The sequence below is a fragment of the Hymenobacter coccineus genome (genome assembly GCF_001816125.1).
Classification (GTDB): Bacteria; Bacteroidota; Bacteroidia; order Cytophagales; family Hymenobacteraceae; genus Hymenobacter; species Hymenobacter coccineus.
The window spans coordinates 12,357-36,213 of record NZ_MDZA01000110.1; the positions used below are offsets into that span (position 1 = coordinate 12,357).

Here is a 23,857-nt window from a genome sequence, read left to right on the forward strand (position 1 = left end):
GGTAGCTTACAGATGCTGTCCCCCAGATACTTCCAGCCGCTGGCCTGTAATCCAGCGGGCCTCGTCCGAGCAGAGGAAGGCCACGACACCCCCGATGTCGCCGGGCAAGCCTACCCGGCCCAGAGCCGTACCGGCAGCCACGTAGGCGTTTACGTCCGCGTTGTCGCGCACGATGCCCCCGCCGAAGTCGGTTTCGATGGCGCCGGGGGCTACCGTATTGACGGTAATGCCCCGCTGGCCCAGCTCGGTTGCCTGGTAACGGGTCAGCACTTCGAGGCCACCCTTCATAGCGGCGTAGGCCGCGTAGCCCGGCGCATTAAAGCGGGCCAGGCCGGTGGAGATATTCACGATGCGCCCGCCATCGGCGAGCAGCGGCAGCGCTTGCTGGGTTAGCAGGAAGGGGCCCTTCAGATGGATGGCGTACAGTTCGTCGAGCTGGGCTTCCGTGGTCGTGGCAAACGGGGCGTAGATACCGATACCCGCGTTGTTGAGAAGAATATGAAGCTGGTCGGCCTGAAACGTAGCGCGCAGCGTTGCCCGGACTTGCGTTAAGAAGGCCTCGAAGCCGGCGGCCTCCGCGACGTTGAGCGGGAGCGCGGCAGCCCGGCGACCCAGGCCCTTAATTTCGGCTACGACCGCCTCGGCTTCCACTTGCTTGGTCAGGTAGGTGAGGATGATGTCGGTGCCTTCGCAGGCCAAGCTCAGGGCCATGTCTTTGCCGAGGCCCCGGCTGCCGCCGGTTACCAACGCTATTTTGGGAGTGCTCATTGGAGATTGGGGTGGGGTAAAAGGCTGCCAGCGCGTACCTGCCCAGCGCCGGTACCGCGGAGGAAGCGGGTAAAAAAGAATGTGGGCGTAGGTCGGGTTGCCGGCCCGCCGGGGCCTTACCTGGCCAGGGGGTGCTTCAGCCAAATCAGGGCCAGCGGCAGCAGCAGAAAGGGCATTTCCACCAGCGCCGTCGGGAGGTTGCCGGCCCGCAGGGCGTAGGCGATGAGCAGCAGAATGGTGGCGGCGTTGAGCAGGTTACCGGCAAAAAACGTGGCTGGGAAGAACACCAGCCCCGCCACTAGCAGATTCAGCCAACTCAGGCCGACCAGGATGGGTGGCGCAATGCCTAACCCGCCCAGTATTTTTTCCGCCGCCGGACTGACGTGGCCGGTTACGCCCGCCCACCCATGCCGGGCCGTGAGGCCGATGGAAGCCAGGAGCAACAGGCCACTGATAATTTTCATGCTATTGATTAGTAGGAAGTTATAATTTATGCGCCGTATCCTCGGTGGCAGTAGGTGCGGCCTACGGCTGCGGCTGGAAAAACTGGCGTAGCTGCTCCGCCACAACGGTAGGCTGGCCGCCGAGGTCGGCGTTCCATGGGCCGGCGTGGTCGAGGCCGGGCAGCTCGACCCGGCGGGCGTGGGGCAGAGTAGTGGCCAGTGTGGCCAGGGCCTTTTTCAGGTAAGCCGGGCTTTTAGAGCCCCCCAGCAGCAGGATGGGCTGCTCGACCGAGCGGTACGACTGCACGGCTCCCCCCCGGTCCAGCACCACCTGAAAGTCGTATCGGGTCGAGGAAATCAGCGTCGGAATCGGGGCGTACTGGCCGGGGGTTTTCCTGGCCTCGGCCTTCAGGAACGCCGACGTGAGGGGCAGCAGCGCGAAGCGGGGCAGCACGTTAAAAATCGGGGGGCCTACCCGGGTGGTGCGAAAGATGCTGACCAGGGCCGCGTTGAGCTGGCCGGCCGCGATTTCCTGGTTGAGACGCGCAATATTTTTCACGGGCACCCCATCCACATAAAACGGCGGCTCGTAGAGCACCGTTTGGTGAATGGCCGGCAGCACCCGCGTGGCTTCCAGGGCAATGATGGCCCCCGAGCTAAGCCCGAAAAGCCAGTGCGTTCCGGTTTTCTCCACCACGCTTTGCACGTCTTCCACGTCCCGCGCGACGGTGTGGTCGGCAGTAAACGGCCGCGGACTCATCCCCCGGCCCCGGCGGTCGGGCAAGTACACCGTAAAATAGGGGGCTATTGCCCGCGCCAGCTGGTCGTAGTTGGTGGCGATGCCCATCGCGCCCTGCACGATAAGCAGCCCCGGCCCCTGGCCGTAAATGCGGTAGCCGATTTTAGTCCCGTCTTTCGACGCAACCGAGTCCACGCGAAAGGCGGGGTCGGCCACGAGCGCGGGCTGGCCAGGCGCACCGGCGCGGGCAATTTCTGAGGGGTGCATGGGGATTGGCCGGAGGCTGGCTGCGTGAGCCTGGGGCAGGCTGAAGCAAGCTAGTGCAGTGACTAGCAGATTTTTAAACAATCGCATATAGAAAACTGAAAGGGACGCTACTTGCCCGGCCTAGCGGGTAGTCGGGGCAGGGGGGCGGAGCCGGGCCAGCGACTCGGCTACCCCCTTGCTGAGCTGCCGCAGTAGCAGGCCGGGGGCCAGGCGGCTTAGGTAACGCAGGGCCGTGGCGATGCCGGGGTATACCTCCTCCTTATCCCGCTGCATGGCCCGCAGGGCTTGGGCAATCAGCGGGCGCGGGTCCATCAAATCCTTTTCCCGCACATCGCCCACAAAGGCGTCGTTGAGCGGCGTTTTAGCCCCCGGCGCGATGAGTTCGAACACCCGCACGCGGGTGCCTTGCAGCTGCACCCGCAGGGCCTTGGTGTAGGAGCGCAGCCCGGCCTTGGTGGCCCCGTACACCGGAGCCAGGGGGTAGGGCACGAGGGCCAGCCCGGAGGTGACGTTGAGGACGGCGGCCGTGGGCTGGGCCAGCAGGTGCGGCAAAAACTGCTGCACCATCCGAATCGGCCCCGCCAGGTTCGTGTCCAGTTCCCGTGTCACGTCGTGCAGGTTCCGCGTGGGGTCTTGCAGGTTGAGCTTGCGCATTTCGCCCGCGTTGTTAAGCAGGATACTCAAGGCCGGAAACTGGGTCGTTACCTGCTCGTAGAGCTGCCCGATGGCGGCTGGGTCGCTCACATCGCTTTGGAAGGTGTGGACCTGCGGCAGCTCGCGCTGCACTTGGGCGAGCTTGGCCGCGTCGCGGCCCGTCACGAGGACCGTGTTGCCTAGGGCTACTAGCTGGCGGGCAAACTCCAGGCCCAGCCCGCTGGTGCCGCCGGTGAGCAGAATGGTGCGCTGATGCAACTTCATGACGTTGGGGGGGGGGGGGATGAATGACTATACAAATGTCCCCCACGCCCCTACCACCGCGTTTGCGGCAGCCAATCCGTTTGTTGCGAAATTCAAATCCGCCCCCGCTTTCCCGTCCTAGCTCCGGAACGCGCCGGGCGAAACGGCTGTCTGGCGCTTGAAGAAGTTAGAGAAGTGCGCCACCTCGGCAAAGCCCAGGCTGTCGGAAATCTCCGAGATGTTCCAGCTCGTTTGCTTGAGCAGCAGCTTGGCTTCCTGAATAACGCGCCCACCAATCAGCTCGGTGGTGGTGCGGCCGGTGTTCTCCTTGAGCACCTTGTTGAGGTGGTTGACGTGCACGGCCAGCCGATCGGCATAGTCCTTGGCCGTGCGCAATTGCAGCTTCTGCTGGGGCGTTTCGATGGGAAACTGCCGCTCCAGCAGCTCCACGAACAAGGACGTAACGCGCGCCGAGGCCGAGTGCGCCGGGTAGAGCGCCGTGGCCGGCTGCAGCCGCTGGCCCCAGTGAATCAGTTCCAGCACGTAGGTGCGCAGCAGGTCGTACTTATAAACGTAGGCCGAGGTAATCTCGCGGGCCATCTTCCGAAAAATGGCGTTGATTTCGGCGTATTCCGCGTCTGTGATAGCGAAGACGGGGTAGCCGCCCGGCTGAAAGAGGGGCAGCTCATCCAGCCGCACGCCGCTCTTGGCGGGCAGCAGAAACTCGTCGGTAAACACGCAGAAGTACCCGTCCTGCTCCCGGTCTTCGGGCAGCCAGTGGTAGGGCACCCTGGGCGTGGCGAAGAGCAAGGCGTTCTGCTCGATTTCGATGACTTTATCGGCGTATTCTGCCCGGCTACGGCCCCGGATGAGGCTGATTTTGTAGTACGCCCGCCGGTCGTAGGGCATGGGCGGCCGCTCGCGGTGGTGCCGAAAGAGGTCGGCCACGTTAAAGACGTTGAAGTGCCCGATTTCCGGCTGAATGTCGGGCGGCAGCAACGCGCTCAGCTCCGTGTCGGCCGCCGTAGCCAACTGCTGGTAGAGGTCAGGGATGGAGATGGCTTTCATGGGCCTGGAAGTTGCGAAATCCAAAGGTAAGCCTCCATCGACGGACGGTAAAAGGAGGGTTGCATCTTAAATGTTGCTCGCCTTTAGAGGTTTTTTACATTTTTAAACAGTCTACTTAAGAGCCCCGCTACCTCCCAGGCAATTTTTGCCCTGTCATTTTTGATTTTTAGTCCCACTGCCGCACGAAGTCTCGCAGGCTTGTCTCCGTGCGCGCCTCCGGCGTGCGCGGCGTGGCATACGCCCCAGTGGGGTCGCCCAGCGCCCGAAACAGCGCCAGCAACTCGTCCTGCGCGTGGGGCGAAGCGCCGAACGCGGCCAGGCCCTGACGTACCTCGGCTTCGGTTTGACGCTGGTAGCGCACCGGCCGGCCCAACACCTCGGCGATAATGGACGCGCACGCGGGCAGCGTGAGGCTGGCTGGCCCCATGAGGTTGCGGGTCCACTGCCCGGCCCAGGTGGGGTGCAGCAGGTAGTGCGCGGCGGCAGCGGCAATGTCGGCGGCGCTCACCCAGGGAAGGGCGTGGTCCTCGGCGTAGGGGTAGGCGATGACGCCCTGGGTCCGAATGGATTGGGCCTGCAGCAGCAGGTTTTCCATGAAGTAGCCCGGCCGTAGGGCGACCACATGGGCCCCAGTGTCGTTGAACTGCCGCTCGGTGTCGCCGATGTACGACACCGTGCTCAGGCCGGGCGCCATGCCCGCCCCCAGGCTCGATACCAGCACGACGCGCGCAATGCTGTTGGCGCGCACGGCGGTGGCCCCGGCCGCGCCGATGGCCTGGTACCACTGCGGCCAGTCGGGCGCGCCCAGGTTGGGCGGCACCAGCCAGAACAGGGCATCGGCTCCTTGGGCGGCGGCGGTGACGGCGGCCGTATCCGTCAGGTCAACCGGGACTACCTGGGCGCGGGCCGCCAGGGCGGGGGAGATTTTGGCGGGGGCGCGTACCAGCAATACGGCCTCGGCCCCGGCCTGCACGACGTGCTCGGCCACGCGGTGGCCGATATTGCCGGCCGCCGCTCCAATGATAATCCGCATGGCTACGACGGATTACCGCTGAACGCCGTGAACGCCTCCGGGCCGCCCAGCGCCAGGAGCGCCGTCAACGGATTCCAGTAATCAACGTAACGCGTAATCTTCCCGTAGCGGTGCTCAATTACGCTGACGTACTGCTGATTATAGGCATTGCCGGTCTTGACGGCCTGGCCCTCTACGCTGAATTCGGCGACGGTTACGTCCGTGCTGTGGTGAAATTTTAGGGGGCTGATACGGAAGAGCCGGAAATTTTCGGGGAAGCGGCCCAGGTGCGCCGCGACGCCTTGACGGCCGCCCTCCGTGCGGGGCATCGAGCCGGCCGGCGCGTAGGGAAATTCCTGCACGCCGTCCTCCGCAAACATGTCAATCCACGGCTGCACGTCATCGCGCGTCAGGGCAGCCAGGGCGTTAGTGAGCACTTGCTCCAACTGTTGATTTTCAAGGGTACTATTCATGGGAGAAGTAAGTGAAGCAGGTTACAAAGCTCCAACCTTAACTACCCAAAAGAAAGTAGGCACCCAAAAGTGAAGTAGTTACCTTCGCGTAAAAAATGAGCCGAATGATTCTAAACGCAGAAAAAAATTTGCTGGCCCGGCAAAAATTAACCGCCTGGCTCGATGCCAAGTCTAACCTGGACGAAACCTGCATCGTGCATCAGGCGCTAAACCTGCTCGCTAGCAAGTGGCTACTGCTCATTCTGCTGGCCCTCATGCAACGCCCCAAGCGCAACAGCGAGTTGCAAAAGCAAATTCGGGGCGTATCGCCCAAGATGCTCTCCCAAAGCCTGCGGCAGCTCGAAGCGCGGGGGCTGGTGCATCGCCGGGTTTTCGCCGAGGTGCCGCCGCACGTCGAGTATTCCCTCACGCCCTTCGGTGAGAGCGTGGCCCCGCTGCTGGCCGAACTGTGCGAGTGGTCATTCGCGTGGGAAGCGCAGGTGTTGGCGAAGGTGCAGTAGCGCGCAGTAGCACCTACTGAAACTCATGAGGTAGCACCAGAGTTGGCACGGAAAGTATCGGCAAGTCCATTTGCTCGTTAAAAACAAGTCATTCTGCCTCAGTAAATCAGTTAAGTAGTCGGCCAAAAGTAACCGTGTCGGGCGGCCCTAGGCCGTCCGACCGGTTGACGTTTGCGCCGTTAGGGAAGAGTGGATTGGTCAAAAACCGGTTAAAACAGCTAGGGTAACGGCGCGCCCATCAACCGCGACCGTCGACGGCCCTAGGCCGTCCGACGGTCGCGGTTGATGGGCGCGCGCACGATTGCTTTTGGCTGGGTACTTAAAAGGCACTTTATGCGCCTTAACGTGCGTGGCTGTTGCAAAAGTAAAGGAGCGCCAAAAAGGATCGATTAGGCGGCAGTAGCGCTACCACCATAGCAGCTGTCTGAGGTGGAGTAAAGCGTAGGTACTTCTTCAGATTATAAGCCATGACGGCTACGTACATGACTTTAGCGGCCCCTTCTCGGCCTTTCTTGCTGAGGTGACGCAAGCCCTAATAAGTAATTAAGCTACCTAGTACCGGTTCTGCCGTCGCCGCCCGCAATCGCCGCATACGTCTACCTACTCGGGTGGCTAAGCGCGCCAACATGCGTTCGTAGTGGGCTTTGTACGGCGTGTGATGCAAGCGCTTCTCCTTGGCCTTCTTGCCCTTGCACTGCTCCCGAATCGGGCATGTCTTGCACTCGGAGGCCTTGGCCAGGTAGCGTTTCTTAGCGTTTCACTCCGAATCGAAGACGGACCTTCTGAAACGTCAGCTGTTTGCCCTGACTACAGGTATAGCTGTCAGTAACACCATCGTAAGTAAAGCCCGCGCGCTCGGCCTTGTACATGCCATGCGCCGGGATGTAGCCGATCAGGCCGTGTGCTTCCAATTGGTCATAGTTCTCCCCCGAGCAATAGCCCGCATCCGCTACCACAGTGGTCATTTCCATCTCGAAGGCCTTCAACCGCTGCTGCGTGGCATCCACGATGGCGAGCAAATACCGGCTGTCCCGTCAGCCAAGTCCGCGTGGATATGCGTGATAACATGCCGCGCCGCACCGACACGCACACTGGCCGTGTACGCTAGGATGCGCGGCTTGCCCGGCTGAAGGCAACCCGCGCCTCGGGATCTGTTGGATGGTAGTGGGTCAGGTTACGGACGAGTTGGCCTGGTTTGTTGGGGCCGGCCTTGCGGCTAGCGGCCTGGAAGCGTTGGATATGCCGTAAACGTTCTGTCGAGGCGGTTACGGGTGGCGCTTTGGCAGGGCCTAGCGTGGTGGTCACTACTGCTGCTTCCCGGGAGCGTTTGGCCTGGAGCCGGCTCATCGAGGCGTTGGCTTTGATGTAAGCGGAATCCACGACTTGGGTATGCCCACTCACCCAGCCCTGCTGCACACACAGGCCCACCACCTGGGTGAAGCAGGCCTCGAAGACGGCTACGGGTAGGCGCTGGCGAGTACGTGAAATAGTACGGTGGCTGGGCAGCGGCTGGGCGAGTTCATAACCGAGGAAAGCGCGGATGCCAAGGTGTAAATTGGCTAGCTCCACCAGCTTGCGATCGGAGGTGATGTTCTCCAAGTGCTGCACGAGTAGCAACTTCACAAACACGACGGAGTCCAGTGCGGGGCGGCCGATGGCGCTGTAAAAGGGCGCAACAAGGGGCCGCACAAAACTAAAATTGATGCGCTGGAGCAGCCGCTGGTAGAAGTGGTGCGCGGGCACCAGTTTGACCAGCGACATGCCAACGAGATGGAAGCCTAGCATAGGCTAGCAACTTACTAACCCGCAACTAATTGCCTTTTGCAACAGCCACAGGGATTATAGCCACGACTTCAAAAAGTGGTGGTTTGGGTCCATCCAGCTACTGCGCCCAGTATGGTACTTTATGGGGATGCAACTAGCCCCTTACCGACGCGGCGCCAGCAGCTAGAATAGGCTTCGATGGCCGTTCTGCCACCCTTTTATCTACCGCAGTTGCCGGCAGTGTTCATTTCCGGACACCCCCTGCCCGCAAGTGGACACTACTCACTAACCAACCCTTAATCATTTCTAAATAATTATGCTGACAATCAGTATTTTACTTGATTGGCACGCGGCTTGGCTTAACTAGCGGCACACCGCCTCTTTAGTGCCCACTGATGGACAGAGCTATTTCCATTACCACCCTTCACCGCCGCCAGCTACGTCGCTGGTTGGTGGCAGTGAGGGCCTTGGCTGTCTTGCTGGCCGCTGGCCTTGGGCTGCGCCGGGTAGTGCAGCCTACACCGCACCGATCTTTTAACTGCTACCGTCGACACCGGCTAGGTGAACGCGGCCCTTACGGCGACCGGCACCGTCATCCCGGCCCGGGAGGTAGTCATCACGAGTCCAATCCAGGGTACGATTCGGCGGGCAGCGCTGGTTGTTGGCACCCGCGTGGCGCCGGGCCAGCTCATCCTGGAGCTGGCCGCGCCCGACCAGGTAGGCCTCACGGCGCGCACGGGTCATTTCCCGGCCCAGCTCCTGGCCGTCGAACCCGCCGGCAACCTCGACCCGGTGATGGGCGAGGAATCATGGAGTTGCTGCTGGGCCTAAACCGCGAGCGCAGCACCACCCCCGTGACGGTGACCCACGACGAGCAGCAAGACCACAAAACCGGCCGCCTGGTGCGCTTTTTCGACGGCCGGCAGGTGGCCTGGGGCGACTAGCTAATTAACGCAACGGAATGTCCTGCTTCAACCAGTTCAGCAGGACGGAAACCTCTACTTTCTCCCCCATGCTACTGAGCTACCTCAAAATTGCCTGGCGCGGCTGGCAGCGGCGCAAGTTCTTCACAGGCATCAGCCTGTTCGGCATCAGCTTCACCTTGATGACGCTGGTGGTGCTGTTTACGCTGTTTGACCACGCCGTGGGCGCCCGGCCCCCGAGCGGCGCACCGACCGCTTGCTGTTCGTCAACCGCATGGTGCTGCGTGGGCCCGTGGCGCAGGGCGCCTCCAGCGTGGGCTATGCCTTTTTAGAGCGGCACGTGCGCACCCTGCGCACCCCCGAAGCGGTGTCGGTAAGCGAAGCGGCCCCCGTCAATGTCATGCTGTACGTAAGCCAGCAGGGCGTAAAGGCAGACCGCCGCTACACCGACGGCAACTTCTGGCGGGTACTGGACTTCGACTTTGTGGCCGGCCGGCCCTACAATGCCCCCGAGGTGCGCGACACGGCCCACGTGCTGGTGCTTAATGAAACGGTAGCCCGGCGCTGCTTTGGCACGGCTGCCGCCGCCGTGGGCCGGGCAGTGCAACTCGAGGGCCAGCCCTACCGGGTAGTGGGCGTGGTGGCCGACGTACCCACCTCGCGCGAGCGGACCTACGCCGAGTGCTGGGTACCCGTTACGACGACTGCCGCTGACCTGCGCGACGCTAATCACCTGGGCGAGTACCAGGCCATCATTCTGGCGAAACGGGCAGCCGACGTGCCGGCTATCCAGGCCGAGTACCAGCAGGTGCTGCGCCGCCTGCCCATTCCCGACCCGCAGCAATACAAGGAAATGCGCTCGTATGCCCGCACCTTGCTGGCCCACTACATGGCCAGCCGCGACAACGACGCCGACCAGAGCGGCGACGCGGCAGCCTTCTGGCAGTGCTGGCTGGGCCTGGGGTTTCTGTTCATGTTGCTGCCGGTCCTCAACCTGGTCAACATCAACGTGAGCCGCACCCTGGAGCGCGCCGCCGAGATCGGGGTGCGCAAAGCTTTCGGGGCCACCGCCGGGCGGCTGGTGGGGTAATTTCTGATTGAGAACGTGCTGTTGACGCTGGTAGGCGGCGTGCTGGGCCTGGGGCTGGCGGCGCTGGTGTTGCACTTGCTCAATACCAGCCAGTTTATTCCCTATGCCCACCTGGGCCTCAGCGCGCCGGTGTTTGGCGTAGGGTTGGAGTTGGCCCTGCTGTTTGGGTTGCTCTCGGGCGCCTACCCGGCTTACAAAATGTCGAAGCTACCCGCCAACCAAGCACTTAAAGGACGCCTTACCGCATGATCCGCCACGTACTTACCCTGATGTGGAACCGCCGCCGGGCCAACGCCCTGTTGATTCTGGAGATATTTCTGGCCTTTCTGGTGCTGTTTGCAGTGGGCACCATCGGCGGCAGCCTCTGGCAGAACTACCGCGAGCCCCTGGGCTTCCGCTACGACAACGTGTGGCAGGTTAGCTACTTGCCCGGCACGCAGCGCAAAGCCGAGGCACTTGGCACGCTGCAACAAGTACTGGCGCGTCTGCGCGCCACGCCCGGCGTGCTGGGCGTGGCCGTCACCGCTGCCAACACGCCGTTCTCGTTCAACGACAGCCGCACAGTTATCGACTTTGCCGACAGGCCGGGCGGCCCCAAACGGCCCATCCAGAACATCAACTCCTACGCCGTGGGGCCGGAGCTGCGCGACGTAATGGGCCTGGAAGTGACGGCGGGCCGTTGGTTTGACCCACGCGATGCCGTGGGTGGCCTGCACGCGCCGGTGGTCATCGACGAACAGATGCAGCGCGCTATGTTTCCGGCGGGAGAATCGGCGCTTGGCAAACTACTGCCCCTGAACGACATGCTGCAGGGGCGCGTCATTGGGGTGGTGCGCGCTTACCGCACCGATGGGGAGTTAATGGGGCCGCTGCCAGCCATTTTCGGGCCCATCTCCCCGGCCGATACCTTCTCTCTACCGCAGTCGCTGCTGCTGCGGGTGCAGCCCGGCAGCGGCGCAAGGCTCGAAAAGCGCATCACCGACGACATTCGTCGCATCGGACCGGGCTGGACGAGCACCGTGCGCACCTTGCCCGATATGCACGAGAGCCAGTTCAAGCAGGTAATAACTAAACCCCTTCTATTGGGCGTGATGAGCGTGTTCCTGCTGATTAATGTGGCCCTCGGGCTGTTTGGGGTGTTGTGGCTGGCCATCAGCGCCCGCCGGGCCGAGCTGGGCGTGCGCCGGGCCGTAGGGGCGCCGACCGGGGCCATTGCGCGCCTGATAGTAGGCGAAAAGCTGGCACTCACCACCTTCGGGCTGGTACTGGGAGCTGCTGGTGGCGGTGCAATTTCCGCTGCTGGGGGCGTTTGGCGAGCGCACCAGCGTGTACCTGACGGCCTTAGGCCTGGCCACCGGGGCGCTCTGCTTGCTGGCTCTTATCTGCGCGCAGCGCCACAGCTGGCTGGCGGCGGGCATCCAGCCGGCCGTGGCGCTGCGCGAGGAGTAGCGTGGGTTCTCTTGCTAGGGGGGCGTTTACGATTAGGATCAACCTTTAGGGATGAATAGAGACCGCAGTATGTTGACCGATGCCCAATGGGAGCGGCTTTCACTACTCTTACCTGGGCAAACCCTAATTACCGGGCACATACGCGCCTGTTCGTGGAGGCCGTACTCTGGCGGGCCCGCTGTGGCGTCTGGTGGCGCGACTTACCGGCCGAACGGTTCGGGCCCTGGCACACGGTGTACGCCCTGTTTCGGCGTTGGCGCCAGGCCGGGGTAGGGCCGTAGATGTTGGCCCAAGTGCAAAACGCGACGGGCTTGCACCGGCTCCACGCTGTGCGGGCTTATCAGGCAGCGGCGGGGCCCCAAATGAGACAGTCCCGTTGGCCAGGCGCTCGGCCGCAGCCGGGGCGGTTTCACGACCAAGCTCCCAGTGAGTTGCGACGCCAACGGTCGGATTTGCTCCCTGGCGCCGACCGGCGGCCAGGCCGGCGACTGCCCGCAAGCATCTGGGTTGCTGGTGAACCACTTGCGGGCGGGGCAGACCGTGTTGGCCGACCGAGCCCACGACGCGGATCACGTGCGCGTCCTGGTTGCCGCGCCAACGTGGCTCTGACTGTAAACACCCCCTAGTAGGTGCCCGCTGAAATCCTTATGACAAGGAGTATCCCGCTTGCGTGGGCAACGACCTAAGCTGCGCTAATTTTTCTTTGCAAACTATAAAAACTGTAGTGGCCGCGTCCCGTCTGCCGAGACTTTTGGCATTGTAATACTTACGAATCACCTCCAATAGCCGGGAGCTGCTGGTGACGGCCGCGGCTTGGCGCCCAGGCGTGGGCGTGCAGGGCTTGGAGCACCCCGCGGACCTGCTGTTCCGAGGAGAGCGAGTCGCCGTACACCAACCGCTCCTGGGCGAAGGCGCAGAAAAACGGGGCCGTTAGTAAGAGACCGGCCGGGGCGGCGCTGATGTCGGGCAGCCACGCGAACGCGATGCCGGCGTACGCGCGGTTGGTGGCGAAGAGTTCGAACACCGGGCGCAGCCGGGCGCTGGCTGCGCTTTCGGCGTGCGCGACCGTGGCCAGGACCTTGGCGTGAGCCCGAACCAAGTGCGGCAAGTCGGCGGGCGTGGCGGTGAGCAGGCTCATAAGCAAGCGGCGTTGATGGGCGCGGACGTACGATAAAACGCGGCGCCTGGCCTGCGCCTGGCGCGCGGCCCGCCCGTATCAAGCCACCGGCGAGCCGAACCCGGGCAATGGATAGGGTCCGATAACCTTTACTTATCGGACCTTATCAATGTACTTGGCGCAGCGAGCGAACGGTATAAAATGGGTGGGTTGCACGCCCGCCGAAAGCCGTTCTCTGCGGTTTGCCGTATACCGGGCTGTACACTCCATTTTTCCTCGCTCGCTGCCCATGGGCCTGCTCACCGCCACGGCCGCCGACTTGCCGCACTTGGTCCAGACCCACGCCAAGGTCATGGCCATGGTCGCCCGGCCGGAGAGCGCGGCCGACGCGCGGCTGCGCCCGGTGTTCGCGCTCTTTGCCACCAACCGCGCGTACGCCGGCATTACATTCGTGTGGCTGCCCGCGACCGACAACGCCCCAGCCGGCGCCCGGTTGGCGGCCCCGTTCTTTTGCACCTACGCGCAGGGGCAATTAGTGTACAGCGACACGCTCACCACGGAACAGCAGGTGCGCGGGGTACTCCACGCGTTGCACGCCCGCGCCTAGGCGCCGGGTTGCGGCCGCCACCCAAGCGCCCAGGCCCAGGGGGGCCCGCGCTGGAGCCATGGTCCGGTTCTTGCCGAGGCAATCAGCGCGCCACGGTGCGGGCGGTGGGCTCCGCGGCGGGCTAGGTCTTGATCTGCCAGACGGTTTGTGGCTCGTTTCCTACCAGCGCAGCCAGCCACCAGCAGTTGCCTCGGCCGCTGGGGATGATTCGTTACCTTTATCGGTCTCCATTCTGTGTTGAGGCGAGCGTGCAGCCTGCGCTCGCCCGCTCGCCCTTCGTGCTGGCAAGGTTAGGCGCACTACTTTCGTAGCCGTTCCCTCTTCTATGCCATGATGCGTTTAGTTTTCCCCGCCCGTCGCGTCGCACATTGCCTGCTGGGGGGTGCGCTCCTGCTTGGCAGTTCGGTTTTGCCGGCAATGCCACGGGTGGTACCATCCGCCGAAGACCCCGCTCCGAATACGTTGACGGCGGCCGAGCGACGCCAGGGCTGGCGCTTGCTGTTCGATGGCAAAACGGTGGCCGGCTGGCACAGTGCCAAGGGGCCAGATTTTCCCAGCCACGGCTGGCAAATTGCAAATGGCACGCTGACGACGCTCGCGGCCGACGGGAAGGAATCGGCCAACGGCGGGGACATTATCACCACGGCCCAGTACCGGGCCTTCGATTTCTCGTTCGAGTTCCAGCTCACGCCCGGGGCCAACAGCGGGATGATCTACTTCGTGACGCTGGCCGAGCAAACCCCCGGCTCGCCCATTGGCCTGGAGTACCAACTGCTCGACGACGCCCGGCACCCCGATGCCCGGCTTGGCACGAATGGCGACCGCACCCTGGCCTCGCTCTACGACCTGATTCCGGCCGCCAAGCCGCTGGCCTGCCAGCGGCCCATTGGCGCTTGGAATGTCGGGCGGGTAGTGGTGGACCGCGCTAATCACGTCGCGCACTACTTAAACGGGGTCAAAGTGCTGGAATATGAGCGCGGCTCTCCGGCCTTTCGGGCGTTGGTGGCGGGCAGCAAGTACCGCGTTTGGCCCCAGTTTGGCGAAGCCCCCGCCGGTCATTTGCTTTTGCAAGACCACGGCCACCGAGTCTCCTTTCGTAGCCTCAAAATCAAGGAACTGAAGTAGGGCAGCTCTCGCCCAGCGACAAACGCCGGTTACGTGATCGGCTTCCGCCCGCGTAGGTAGCGATGCTGTTGCTTATTGCCGCTTGTCCAGAATCCCAGCTGCCCTGGCTTGTCGGGCAATTGCTCGGCAAGGTGTGCCGCCCTGATTCACGCTTGGGCCGTCAGGTTCCAGCTGTGAATGCACTTCCTTGAAGAGAAGCCGGTATTCAAAGTCAGCAAGCGGCCCGTTTTTACCGATTTAGCTGATGCGCAGCGTAGCGCCGCCGAGTATTTTGACTACTGCAATCACGAGCGGCTACGTTTCAGCATTTACTGCCGGTCCCGTATGTCGCTCACCAACAGCCCTATTTCGTGTAGTGCCTTAAACTGTCCAGCGTGACTAAATTACCCTAATGTTCCCTTAATCTCTATCTTTGATGCTGGCAAGTCCTAACCGATAAGAGAAGTTCTTAACCCTCGTCAAGTGAAACCTCTTTTAGTTCTATGCCTCATCTTATTTGCGGTGGCTGGAAAAGCCTGGGCAAACGACACGGATAAGCTACTGGACGAACTTACTCAGGCCTTAAACCACAAAAATACTTATTTTAAGCAGCGGGTTACCCGAATCGCTACGCTAACCAAGCATTTTCAGGCATCTAAAGGAAATGACCAAGCCAAGTTCATTCTTGGCCTGCGCATCTACCACGAGTACCGATCCTTTAAATACGATTCAGCCTTTGCCTACGCGCAACGGTTGCTTAAGCTGGCAACCACCATGCAAAGTCCCGAAAAGACGGAGGTTTCCAAGCTCAACCTGGCTTTTGTGCAAGTGTCCTCCGGTATGTTCAAGGAAGCGTTTGAAACCTTGGAAAACGTTGACCCAACCCCGCTGGACTCGGCCACCCGAGTAGATCTTTACTTTACCAAAGCGCGTGCCTACAGCGATTTAGCTGATTTTAACGGCGGTGCGTACTACCTGCCACTTTACACGGCCAAGGCCATTGCCTACAGCGACACCGCTTTGCAGTACTGCCGAGTGGGCTCGTACCAAGCCTTGTCGGTGCGGGGCTTTCGGTACCTAAAAACCAAGGATACAAAGGCCAGTGAACTGGTGTACAAACACATCCTCGGCTTGCCCGATTTGCCCCTGCACCAAGTCGCCATCAACGCCAGCACAGCGGCTTACGTGGCGGAACTGTTGGGTAAGCCGGAAGAGGAATTGCAACTACTGACGCAGGCGTCCATTGCGGACATCAAGTCGGCCACGACGGAAACCCTGGCGCTGTTTAAACTCTCCGACCTGTGCTACCGCCGGGGCGACTTGGCCCACGCGTACGCGTTCATTAACAACGCCCGCGAAGATGCCTCCTTTTACAACGCCCGGTTGCGGCAGATTCAGATCGGCAGCATATTCTCCGTCATTGAGGGCCAGCGCGTCAGCATCATCGAGCGCCAGCGGAAGACCTTGGGGGTCTACTCCTTGGCCACCACCGTCCTCATCCTGTTGGTCATCGCCTTTGCCGCTGTTATCTTCCGGCAACTCCGGCGCTTGCAACGCGCGGAAGTCACCATCTCGGCCATCAACGAGGCACTTCGGCACAACAACGAGCGGCTCAACCAGCTCAACGAACAGCTACACGAAGTAAACCACCAACTCAATGAGGCCAACGTCATCAAGGACGAATACATCGGGCACTACTTCGTTGTCATTTCCGAACACATCGACAAACTCGAAGAAATCAAGGATGAATTGAGTGCCTCGCTGGCCAATAAGCAGTACATCAGCACCCAGCGCATTGTTGAGAGCATAAACGGCAAAAAGGAGCGCAACGACCTTTTCAAGGGCTTCGATGCTGTATTCCTAAAGCTGTTTCCCAACTTCGTGGCGGACTTTAACTCCTTGTTGAAAGCAGAAGAGAAGATTGATTCGCCCGAGGATCAGCTATTGACTGCCGAACTGCGGATTTTTGCGCTCATCCGGCTGGGGATTGGCGACAGTGAGCGCATCAGCAAGATTTTGGGCTACACCATAAACACGGTGTACACCTACAAGGCGCGCACCAAGAAGAAATCCATTTACCCGAGCGAGGAATTTGAAGGGCGCGTGCGGGCAATTTAAGCGACTGAACTGATTTAGCACTTTGCTAAGGCCATCGGATTTGCCTGCTAAACCGGGGGGCCCGGTGAGCGGCCCAGCCAGGCGAGGAAACTGCCTCGCGGGGGCGAATTGGCGGCCGCTGTTGACGCCTCGCGCAACCGAACTTATTTCCTAAGCGGAAACAGGTAACCCGGGCTTGGGGCCCCACGCCGACGCTACGCAGGCAGCTCTTGCCAACGAAGCCTTGCCAGCGAAGAGAACCTATTGCCTAACACGGCCCGGGTAATTGTCAATGCATCGGAACAGGAGAAGTAGACGCTACTAATGCGTTCGTGGAAATGGATTGCGTAACCACTACGCGCTCCTCTTGATTGCAAGCCCCGCAACCCCAATTGACGGCATTGGTGCTGCCTCGCTTGAGCGCTTGGAGCTTTGGGTTGGGTTGACTGCATATGAGGTTAGGCGGGGTAGTACCAAGGCTAGCGAAGGCCATTTTGGCGGAAAATCAACAGGATTATGGGTATAAATCATCTTGATTTTTATTAATAATCACAAGATTAAAGTATTGATTAGCAAAATATTATCATCAATATTTTAGAACTGCTTCTTGATATTGGTTTGATGGTTTTTAGTTGCTTGAGCAGGACCCTTCTTTTGCACCGTTCCATTCCCTCTTCTGGTGGAATCGATTGCATTAGTCTTGGCAGTTGCCAGGCGGGCCAGAACTGATCACTACCTACCTCCCACCCATGCCGATATTATTACCGCCGGTGCCAACTGTTCGGCACCTTTCCCGAACGCTGTTCCTCGCTACGCTGGGAATTTACTCGACGGGCACCGCGCTGGCCGCGTCCGAGCATTTCAACCCGGCTGCTTCCAAAGCGGAGCACTTGCGCACCACGCCGCGGGTAGCCCCGAGCGGTAGCCCGGGACCGGGCCCGTCGTTTGCCAACCGCACGGCCGGGACCCGGGCCGATGGCAGCGTTAGCGGCCGCGTGGTAGACGGCCAGGGTCAAGGCCTGCCGGGCGCCACAGTGGTAGTGGAAGGCACAACGCTGGGCAGCACTACCGCCGTTGATGGGACTTTTTCCATAGCACACGTGCCAGCAGGGCCCCACGTGCTGGTCATCTCTTCGGTCGGCTTCACCACGGTGCGCCAAGAGGTTACCAGCGTGGACGGACAAAGTGCCAGCGTGAACGTTAAACTAGCAGAGAATGCCACGGCGCTCAACGAGGCCGTGGTGGTGGGCTACGGTACCGCTCGTCGCCAGGACGTGACTGGCTCAATTGCCACCGTGACGGCCAAAGACTTCGTGCAAGGGCAGGTGACTTCGCCCGAGCAACTCATTCAGGGCAAGCTGGCCGGCGTGCAGATAACCACGGGCGGCGGCGACCCTGGTGCGTTGAGCACCATTCGTATCCGCGGGGGGTCGTCGCTGAACGCCAGCAACGACCCGCTCATCGTCATCGACGGGGTGCCGGTGGACAACCAGGGCATCAACGGGGCCGGCAGCCCGCTCTCGTTGGTAAACCCGGTTGATATCGCGACGTTCACTGTGCTCAAGGATGCTTCGGCGACGGCCATCTACGGCTCGCGGGCTTCCAATGGCGTCATCATCATCACCACCAAAAAAGGCGCGGATGGCGAAAAGATGCGCGTCAACGTCAATTCGCAGCTGTCGCGGGCGCGGAACTATGGCAAAGTCAACGTGCTGGACGCCGACGCCTACCGCGCCCTCACGAACCAGACCATTGCCGCCGGCACCATCCCGGCCACCAACGCCCAGTACCTGGGCACGGCCAACACCGACTGGCAGGACGCCATTTACCGCACGGCTTGGACATCCGATAATAGCGTGAGCCTGACGGGCAGCGCCAAGCACGTGCCCTACCGGGTGTCGCTGGGGGCCCTCGACCAGAACGGGACGCTGCTCACCAGCAACCTGAAGCGCAACTCGGCCTCGATTGGCCTCACGCCGCGCCTGTTCGACAACCACTTGCGCATCGACGTCAACGTGAAGGGCACCCAAGCCGATTACCGCTTTGCCGACCAGGGCGCCATCGGCGGGGCCGTGCGGTACAACCCCACCCAACCCATCTACAGCAGTAACGACAAGTTCAACGGCTACTACGAGCTACTCAACGGGGCCATCCCCAACCCCCTCACCGACCGCAACCCGGTGGCGCTGCTCAACGACAAGCGCGACCGCAGCACGGTGCTGCGCAGCATCGGCAACGTGCAGTTCGACTACCAAGTACACTTCCTGCCCGAGCTGCACGCCAACCTCAACCTGGGCTACGACGTGTCGCGCAGCAACGGCACAGTTACCATTCCGGCCGCATCGTCAATAGCTTTTTCCACCCAGGGGCAAGATAACTCGTACCACCAGGGCAAGAACAACAAGCTGCTGGAGGCCTACCTCAATTACAGCAAGCAAGTTGGCGACCACCACTTAGAAGCCCTGGCCGGCTACTCGTACCAGGACTTCTATACGTACTCTCCGTATCGGCCCGCCTACAAAGCGGACGGAACCCTGCTCTACCCCGACAACCCGCCCCAGAACCCGTTCAAGACGCAGTACACACTAATCTCGTTTTACGGGCGCCTGAACTACAACTACAAGGAACGTTACCTACTAACGGGCACCTTCCGGGCCGACGGCTCTTCGCACTTCAGCCCCGACAACCGCTGGGGCAAGTTTCCGGCGGCCTCGGTGGCTTGGCGCATTAACAAGGAAAGCTTTCTGGTCGACTCCCATGTGGTATCGGACTTAAAGCTGCGCGCGAGCTACGGCATCACGGGCCAGCAGGACATCACCAGTGTGGCCGGCGACTACCCCTACCAGGGCAACTACACCATCGGGGCCCGACTGTGCGGCAGCTGTTTGGGACGGACGCCGTTTACACGCTGCGGCCGACCGCTTACGACCCCAACCTGAAATGGGAGCAGACCAAAACCTACGACGCAGGCCTGGACTACGGCTTCTTCAGCAACCGCCTGACCGGCTCGGTGGACGTGTACTTGCGCAAAACCGATGACCTGCTGGCCGTGATTCCGGTGCCCGCCGGCAGCAACTTCAGTAACACGCTGCTGACCAACATTGGCAGCTTGGAGAACCGGGGCATTGAGTTGGCCGTGAACTACAACCTGGTGCAGGGCGAGCGTTTCAACTGGTCGGTGAATTTAAACGCCACCATGAACCGCACCAAGATTACCAAGCTGACGCAGGTTGAAGACCCCAACTACTTGGGCACGCCAGTGGGCAACATTGGCAACTTTCAGTTTGTGCAAGTCAACACGGTGGGCTACGCGCCCAACGCGTTCTTTCTCTACCAGCAGAAGTACGAAAACGGCAAACCCCTGCAAGACCCGGCTTCTAATACCAGCCTCGCCCAGTACGTGGACCAGAACGGCGACGGGTTGATCAACGAGCGCGACAAGGTGCATACCCACGACCCGTCTCCCAAAGCGATTCTGGGCTTTAGCTCCAATATGAGCTATGGCAAGGCCAGCCTGGCCTTTACCGTGCGCTCCAACATCGGCAACTACGTGTACAACGGCATTGACGCGGGCCAGGGCAACTACTATGGCCTCAAGACGGGCCTGGGCTACGCGGCCAACGTAGTGCCCGACATCTACACTACCGGGTTCTTAACCGGGCAGCCTTACAGCGACTATTATTTGCAAAACGCCTCTTTCGTGCGCCTGCAAAACGTGACGTTGGGCTACGACTTTGGCAGCTTATTGAAAGCCGGCACCACACTGCGCCTAACGTTAGCCGGCCAGAACCTGCTGGTGCTGACCAAGTACACCGGCCTCGATCCGGAGCACTTCGACGGTCGCGACAGCCAGTTTTACCCCTTGCCCCGCACCGTCACGTTGGGCTTAAACCTTGGCATTTAACTATTAGCTCTTGCACTATATGAATAAGCATTTTCATTTTGGCGGCGCTGCCCTGGCAGCAACCGCCGCTTTGCTCAGCGGAGGTCTTTCGGGCTGTACCAAGGACCTCGACCGCACGCCGTTCTACGACCTCAGCACCGAATTGGTGTACAAGGACCCCGCCAACTACGTTCAGGTGCTGGCCAAGTGCTACGCGGGCTTTAATCTGTCGGGCAATTCGGGCTCGCCCGACGTGTTTGCTGGCCAAGGCAAGGACGAGGGCGAAACCTCGTACCTGCGGGCTTACTGGTACTTGCAGGAGCTGACTACTGACGAGGCCGTAGTGGCCTGGAACAGCGGCCCGCTGCAGGAGTTGAACCGGACCACTTGGTCTTCGAGCAACGACCTGATCAACAACAGCTACACCCGTATTTTCTACGAGGTAACGCTGTGCAACGAATTCATCCGCGAGACCACCGACGACAAGCTCAGCAGCCGGGGCATCGCGGGCGCTGACGCCGACAACGCCCGCCTCGACCGGGCCGAAGCCCGCTTCCTCAGGGCCCTGGCGTACTATCACGCCCTCGACATGTACGCCAACGTGCCCTTCGTGACCGAGGCCGACGCGCCCAGCAAGAACCTGCCCAAGCAAATCAAGCGGGCCGACCTTTTCGCTTACGTCGAATCGGAACTGAAAGCCATCGAGCCGCTGCTGAAAGCGCCGCGCCAGGGCCCTTACGGCCGCGCCGATCAAGGCGCTGCCCAAACGCTGCTGGCCAAGCTCTACCTCAACGCGGAAGTGTACACGGGCACCGCGCGCTACACCGACTGCCTCACTTACTGCAAAAAAGTGCTGGCCGGCGGCTACGCGCTGGCCCCCCAGTACCGGTTTCTGTTCATGGCCGATAACAACGTGACGTCGGCTTCGGAAATCATCTTCCCCATCACCAGCGACGGCTTGGTTTCGCAAACCTACGGCGGCACTACCTATCTGGTGCACGCGCAGGTAGGCGACAGCATGACAGCCAAGAACTTCGGCATCAACGGGGGCTGGTTTGGCAACCGCACCCGCAAAAACCTGCCATTGCTGTTTGCCGGCGGGGCCAGCAGTGCCGACAGTCGAGCCATGTTTTTTACCGTCGGCCACACCTTAGAAATCAAGGATCTAACAGCTTCTAATAATGGCTACGCCACCACTAAGTGGAAGAACGTGACCTCGACCGGCAAGCCGGGCTCGGACCCGCAAGGCAACTTCGTAGACACCGACTTCCCGCTGTTCCGGCTGGGCGACGTGTACCTAATGTACGCAGAGGCGGTGCAGCGCGGCGGCCAGGGCGGCACCCCGGCCCAGGCCCTCGCCTACGTGAACACCCTGCGCGACCGCGCCTACAACAATACGGGCAGCGGCACCGCCGGCCGTGTCACGGCCGCCGATGTTGCGTCGCCCGACTTCATTCTAGCTGAGAGGGGCCGCGAGCTGTACTGGGAAGGGACCCGCCGCACCGACCTCATCCGCTTCGGCAAGTTCACCACTAGCAGCTACTTATGGCCTTGGAAAGGCGGTGTATCGGCTGGCCAGGGCGTGTCCCCCAACCTCAACGTCTTCCCGATTCCCTCGGCTGACATCGTGGCGAATCCCACGCTGACGCAGAATACCGGCTACTAAACACTGGGGCTACTAAACACTGATGGGCAGCCAGGGGCCCGGCAGGTCAACTAATATTCAAACAAATTTCAAACGAGAGCGTCGTGCCTCGGTGAACTCAGCGTGACCGTCCTGTTTAAATAAGGCCCTGGGCCCCGCCCCGGGTTTCGGGCCCGCCGGTCAGATGAATACAGGCGGCTGGCCCGGTCTTAAACGCTGCCTTAGCTGACAAGCCCTAGTAAATGTTGCGGCTAGGCAAATGCCTGGCACGCCGTTATTCAACGCGCGGGCTTGCCGATGCGCTGCTCAGCCGCTGCGGGGCCGTTGACGCCGTGGTGGCCATGAGCGTGTCCCTGAAACTCATCGCAGGGCGAATTGACCGGCGCGTGGGCCAGGACACCTCCACCTGGCGGCGGGCCTGTACCTGGTCAAGGTGCGGGTAGCCGATAAAGCGACCATCCGCCGCCTAGCCATCACCCGCTACTGACCCGGGGCCCCCGGCTTCGCCCACCTTTTCGAAGGCGCCCGCTGGAGCCCAGGCCCTCACTTCGCACTTTATGAACAAAAACGCTTCTTTTTATCTGCTGGCCTTGCTGGCCTTGCTGGCCAGTGGCTGGCCGGCCACGGCCCAACGCGCGGCCGCTGCTGCGGCCCTTCCCACCGATCCGGCGCCGTACGGCCGGCCTTTTGCTGGGGTACCCGAGGGCCCGGACGCGACCATTTACCAGGTCAACATGCGAGGCTTCAGCCAGGCCGGCAACTTCCGAGGCGTGCTGGCACGCCTAGATTCGATTAAGGCCCTGGGCATTAACGTGGTGTACCTAATGCCGATTTACCCCATCGGCAAGGTACGGGCCGTGGACTCGCCGTTTGCGGTGCAAAACTACACGGCCGTGAACCCGGAGTTTGGCACGCTCGCCGACCTGCGGGCCGTCGTCGACGGGGCCCACGCCCGCGGCATGGCCGTTATCCTCGACTGGGTGGGCAACCACACCAGTTGGGACCACGCTTGGATCACGGCCCACCCCGCCTGGTACGTGCACGACGCCACCGGTGCCATCGTGAACCCGATCCCGGACTGGAAGGACATCGCCCAACTCAACTTTGCCAACCCGCAGCTGCGCGCGGCCATGCTGGGGGCCCTGCGCTACTGGGTGTTCCAAGCCAACATCGACGGCTACCGCTTTGACTACGCCGACGGGCCGACGGAGGCGTTTTTCACCGAGGCCCTGACCAACCTCAAGGCCATCCGCGGCCGCAAGCTGCTGTTCTTGGCCGAAGGCGACAAGAAAAAATACTTCTTCCGGGCGGGCTTCCAGCTTGACTACGACTTCCCCTTCATTCAGGTGATGCGGCGCGAGGTACTGCAAAACGGCAAGAGTGCCAAGCTGCTCGACTCGTTGACGGCGGTCGAGTACCGCGGCGCGCCGCCCACCGCCCGCATGGTGCGCTACACCTCCAACCACGACATCAATAGCTCGGAAGGGCCGCCGCAGCTCATGTTCCAGGGTCCCCGCGGGGCGATGGCCGCATTCGTGGTGGCCGCCTACATGCAGGCCGTGCCGATGGTGTACAACGGGCAAGAAGTGGGCTACGCCGAGCGGGTGCCGTTCATGGGGCCCCGCAAGGCCATTGACTGGACGCCCAACCCGGCGCTGACCCAGGAATACAAACGGTTGCTGCGCTTCCGCAACGGCAGCAACGCCGTGCGCAATGGGCAACTGGCGGCCTACAGCAGCGACGATGTGTGCGCCTTCACCAAAACCCTGGGCCCCGAACAGGTCCTGGTGCTGGCCAACCTGCGCAACGCGCCCGTGGCCTACCACCTGCCCGCGGCCTTGGGCGGCACGGCTTGGCAAAACGCCCTCACCGCAGGGCTGGTCCCCGTCCCGGACGTCCCCTTCACCTTACAGCCCTACCAGTACGTGGTTTTGCGAAGCCTGCCCCGCGCCGCCAATCGCCAATAAATTTGGAGCCAATCGTGCAAAGCACTTTCGAGAACCGACGAGCA

General features: G+C 61.6%; 26 protein-coding genes. 15 read left to right on the plus strand and 11 right to left on the minus strand.

Annotation, left to right across the window (positions count from 1 at the left end):
• Window positions 1–6 precede the first annotated feature (6 nt).
• From BEN49_RS07905 to BEN49_RS07935, 7 genes are all read right to left on the minus strand, one after another.
• The gene (locus BEN49_RS07905) at window positions 7–768 is read right to left on the minus strand and encodes an SDR family NAD(P)-dependent oxidoreductase (RefSeq protein WP_070742497.1); all 762 of its coding nucleotides are present in this window, start codon (window positions 766–768) and stop codon (window positions 7–9) included.
• A gap of 116 nt (window positions 769–884) precedes the next feature.
• The gene (locus BEN49_RS07910) at window positions 885–1,232 is read right to left on the minus strand and encodes a hypothetical protein (RefSeq protein WP_070742498.1); all 348 of its coding nucleotides are present in this window, start codon (window positions 1,230–1,232) and stop codon (window positions 885–887) included.
• 61 nt (window positions 1,233–1,293) lie between these two features.
• Window positions 1,294–2,217: an alpha/beta fold hydrolase gene (locus BEN49_RS07915; RefSeq protein ID WP_070742529.1), complete on the minus strand. Its 924-nt coding sequence runs from the start codon at window positions 2,215–2,217 to the stop codon at window positions 1,294–1,296.
• 120 nt (window positions 2,218–2,337) lie between these two features.
• Window positions 2,338–3,135 (minus strand): SDR family oxidoreductase, encoded by a 798-nt coding sequence (locus BEN49_RS07920; RefSeq protein ID WP_070742499.1) that lies wholly within the window; start codon window positions 3,133–3,135, stop codon window positions 2,338–2,340.
• Window positions 3,136–3,252: 117 nt separating this feature from the next.
• Window positions 3,253–4,182 carry a helix-turn-helix domain-containing protein gene (locus BEN49_RS07925; protein WP_070742500.1) on the minus strand — a complete coding sequence of 310 codons (930 nt, stop codon included), beginning with the start codon at window positions 4,180–4,182 and terminating at the stop codon, window positions 3,253–3,255.
• Between the two features lie 166 nt (window positions 4,183–4,348).
• Window positions 4,349–5,215 carry an NAD(P)H-binding protein gene (locus BEN49_RS07930; RefSeq protein ID WP_070742501.1) on the minus strand — a complete coding sequence of 289 codons (867 nt, stop codon included), beginning with the start codon at window positions 5,213–5,215 and terminating at the stop codon, window positions 4,349–4,351.
• 2 nt (window positions 5,216–5,217) lie between these two features.
• Complete coding sequence (locus BEN49_RS07935; RefSeq protein ID WP_070742502.1) at window positions 5,218–5,667, minus strand: nuclear transport factor 2 family protein; 450 nt, start codon at window positions 5,665–5,667, stop codon at window positions 5,218–5,220.
• A gap of 104 nt (window positions 5,668–5,771) precedes the next feature.
• Between BEN49_RS07935 and BEN49_RS07940 the strand changes: the two genes are divergently transcribed.
• Complete coding sequence (locus tag BEN49_RS07940) at window positions 5,772–6,167, plus strand: winged helix-turn-helix transcriptional regulator (protein WP_083325899.1); 396 nt, start codon at window positions 5,772–5,774, stop codon at window positions 6,165–6,167.
• A gap of 532 nt (window positions 6,168–6,699) precedes the next feature.
• On the opposite strand, the gene BEN49_RS29425 is transcribed toward BEN49_RS07940, so the two are convergent.
• The 3 genes from BEN49_RS29425 to BEN49_RS29435 all read right to left on the minus strand — a co-directional run bounded on the left by BEN49_RS29425 (window position 6,700) and on the right by BEN49_RS29435 (window position 7,928).
• The gene (locus BEN49_RS29425) at window positions 6,700–6,906 is read right to left on the minus strand and encodes a transposase (RefSeq protein ID WP_317040415.1); all 207 of its coding nucleotides are present in this window, start codon (window positions 6,904–6,906) and stop codon (window positions 6,700–6,702) included.
• A 10-nt stretch (window positions 6,907–6,916) separates the two neighbouring features.
• Window positions 6,917–7,186, minus strand: coding sequence for a transposase (locus tag BEN49_RS29430; RefSeq protein ID WP_070742503.1), 270 nt, complete (start codon window positions 7,184–7,186; stop codon window positions 6,917–6,919).
• Between the two features lie 85 nt (window positions 7,187–7,271).
• A complete protein-coding gene (locus tag BEN49_RS29435) occupies window positions 7,272–7,928 on the minus strand; it encodes a transposase (RefSeq protein WP_239691867.1) in 657 nt (218 codons plus the stop codon).
• Window positions 7,929–8,492: 564 nt separating this feature from the next.
• Between BEN49_RS29435 and BEN49_RS28640 the strand changes: the two genes are divergently transcribed.
• From BEN49_RS28640 to BEN49_RS30110, 7 genes are all read left to right on the plus strand, one after another.
• Entirely contained in the window at window positions 8,493–8,762 is a 270-nt protein-coding gene (locus BEN49_RS28640) for a hypothetical protein (protein ID WP_070742505.1), read from the plus strand.
• On the plus strand, window positions 8,741–8,875 hold the full coding sequence (locus BEN49_RS30105; RefSeq protein ID WP_262490186.1) for a hypothetical protein: 135 nt from the start codon (window positions 8,741–8,743) through the stop codon (window positions 8,873–8,875). Before BEN49_RS28640 ends, BEN49_RS30105 begins: the two co-directional genes overlap by 22 nt.
• Window positions 8,876–8,943: 68 nt before the next feature.
• Entirely contained in the window at window positions 8,944–9,186 is a 243-nt protein-coding gene (locus tag BEN49_RS26715; RefSeq protein ID WP_125916632.1) for a hypothetical protein, read from the plus strand.
• Entirely contained in the window at window positions 9,111–9,944 is an 834-nt protein-coding gene (locus BEN49_RS07960) for an ABC transporter permease (protein WP_125916634.1), read from the plus strand. Before BEN49_RS26715 ends, BEN49_RS07960 begins: the two co-directional genes overlap by 76 nt.
• 6 nt (window positions 9,945–9,950) lie before the next feature.
• A complete protein-coding gene (locus BEN49_RS07965; protein WP_317040416.1) occupies window positions 9,951–10,193 on the plus strand; it encodes an FtsX-like permease family protein in 243 nt (80 codons plus the stop codon).
• Window positions 10,190–11,452 carry an ABC transporter permease gene (locus tag BEN49_RS07970; protein WP_070742508.1) on the plus strand — a complete coding sequence of 421 codons (1,263 nt, stop codon included), beginning with the start codon at window positions 10,190–10,192 and terminating at the stop codon, window positions 11,450–11,452. Before BEN49_RS07965 ends, BEN49_RS07970 begins: the two co-directional genes overlap by 4 nt.
• Before the next feature lie 27 nt (window positions 11,453–11,479).
• Complete coding sequence (locus tag BEN49_RS30110; RefSeq protein ID WP_083325901.1) at window positions 11,480–11,674, plus strand: transposase; 195 nt, start codon at window positions 11,480–11,482, stop codon at window positions 11,672–11,674.
• Window positions 11,675–12,159: 485 nt separating this feature from the next.
• Here BEN49_RS30110 and BEN49_RS07975 read toward each other — a convergent pair whose 3' ends face one another.
• Window positions 12,160–12,531 (minus strand): hypothetical protein, encoded by a 372-nt coding sequence (locus BEN49_RS07975; protein WP_070742509.1) that lies wholly within the window; start codon window positions 12,529–12,531, stop codon window positions 12,160–12,162.
• 268 nt (window positions 12,532–12,799) lie between these two features.
• On the opposite strand from BEN49_RS07975, the gene BEN49_RS07980 reads away from it, so the two are divergent.
• From BEN49_RS07980 to BEN49_RS08010, 7 genes are all read left to right on the plus strand, one after another.
• Window positions 12,800–13,117 carry a hypothetical protein gene (locus BEN49_RS07980; RefSeq protein WP_070742510.1) on the plus strand — a complete coding sequence of 106 codons (318 nt, stop codon included), beginning with the start codon at window positions 12,800–12,802 and terminating at the stop codon, window positions 13,115–13,117.
• Window positions 13,118–13,534: 417 nt separating this feature from the next.
• A complete protein-coding gene (locus BEN49_RS07985; protein ID WP_070742511.1) occupies window positions 13,535–14,242 on the plus strand; it encodes a 3-keto-disaccharide hydrolase in 708 nt (235 codons plus the stop codon).
• Between the two features lie 501 nt (window positions 14,243–14,743).
• A complete protein-coding gene (gene susR / locus BEN49_RS07990) occupies window positions 14,744–16,339 on the plus strand; it encodes a SusR family glycan utilization regulator (RefSeq protein ID WP_070742512.1) in 1,596 nt (531 codons plus the stop codon).
• A gap of 728 nt (window positions 16,340–17,067) precedes the next feature.
• Window positions 17,068–19,257: a SusC/RagA family TonB-linked outer membrane protein gene (locus BEN49_RS25520; protein ID WP_262490187.1), complete on the plus strand. Its 2,190-nt coding sequence runs from the start codon at window positions 17,068–17,070 to the stop codon at window positions 19,255–19,257.
• Complete coding sequence (locus BEN49_RS30115; RefSeq protein WP_070742514.1) at window positions 19,191–20,222, plus strand: TonB-dependent receptor domain-containing protein; 1,032 nt, start codon at window positions 19,191–19,193, stop codon at window positions 20,220–20,222. Before BEN49_RS25520 ends, BEN49_RS30115 begins: the two co-directional genes overlap by 67 nt.
• A 19-nt stretch (window positions 20,223–20,241) precedes the next feature.
• Complete coding sequence (locus tag BEN49_RS08005; protein ID WP_070742515.1) at window positions 20,242–21,867, plus strand: RagB/SusD family nutrient uptake outer membrane protein; 1,626 nt, start codon at window positions 20,242–20,244, stop codon at window positions 21,865–21,867.
• 536 nt (window positions 21,868–22,403) lie between these two features.
• Window positions 22,404–23,813: an alpha-amylase family glycosyl hydrolase gene (locus tag BEN49_RS08010; RefSeq protein WP_070742516.1), complete on the plus strand. Its 1,410-nt coding sequence runs from the start codon at window positions 22,404–22,406 to the stop codon at window positions 23,811–23,813.
• Window positions 23,814–23,857: the final 44 nt, after the last annotated feature.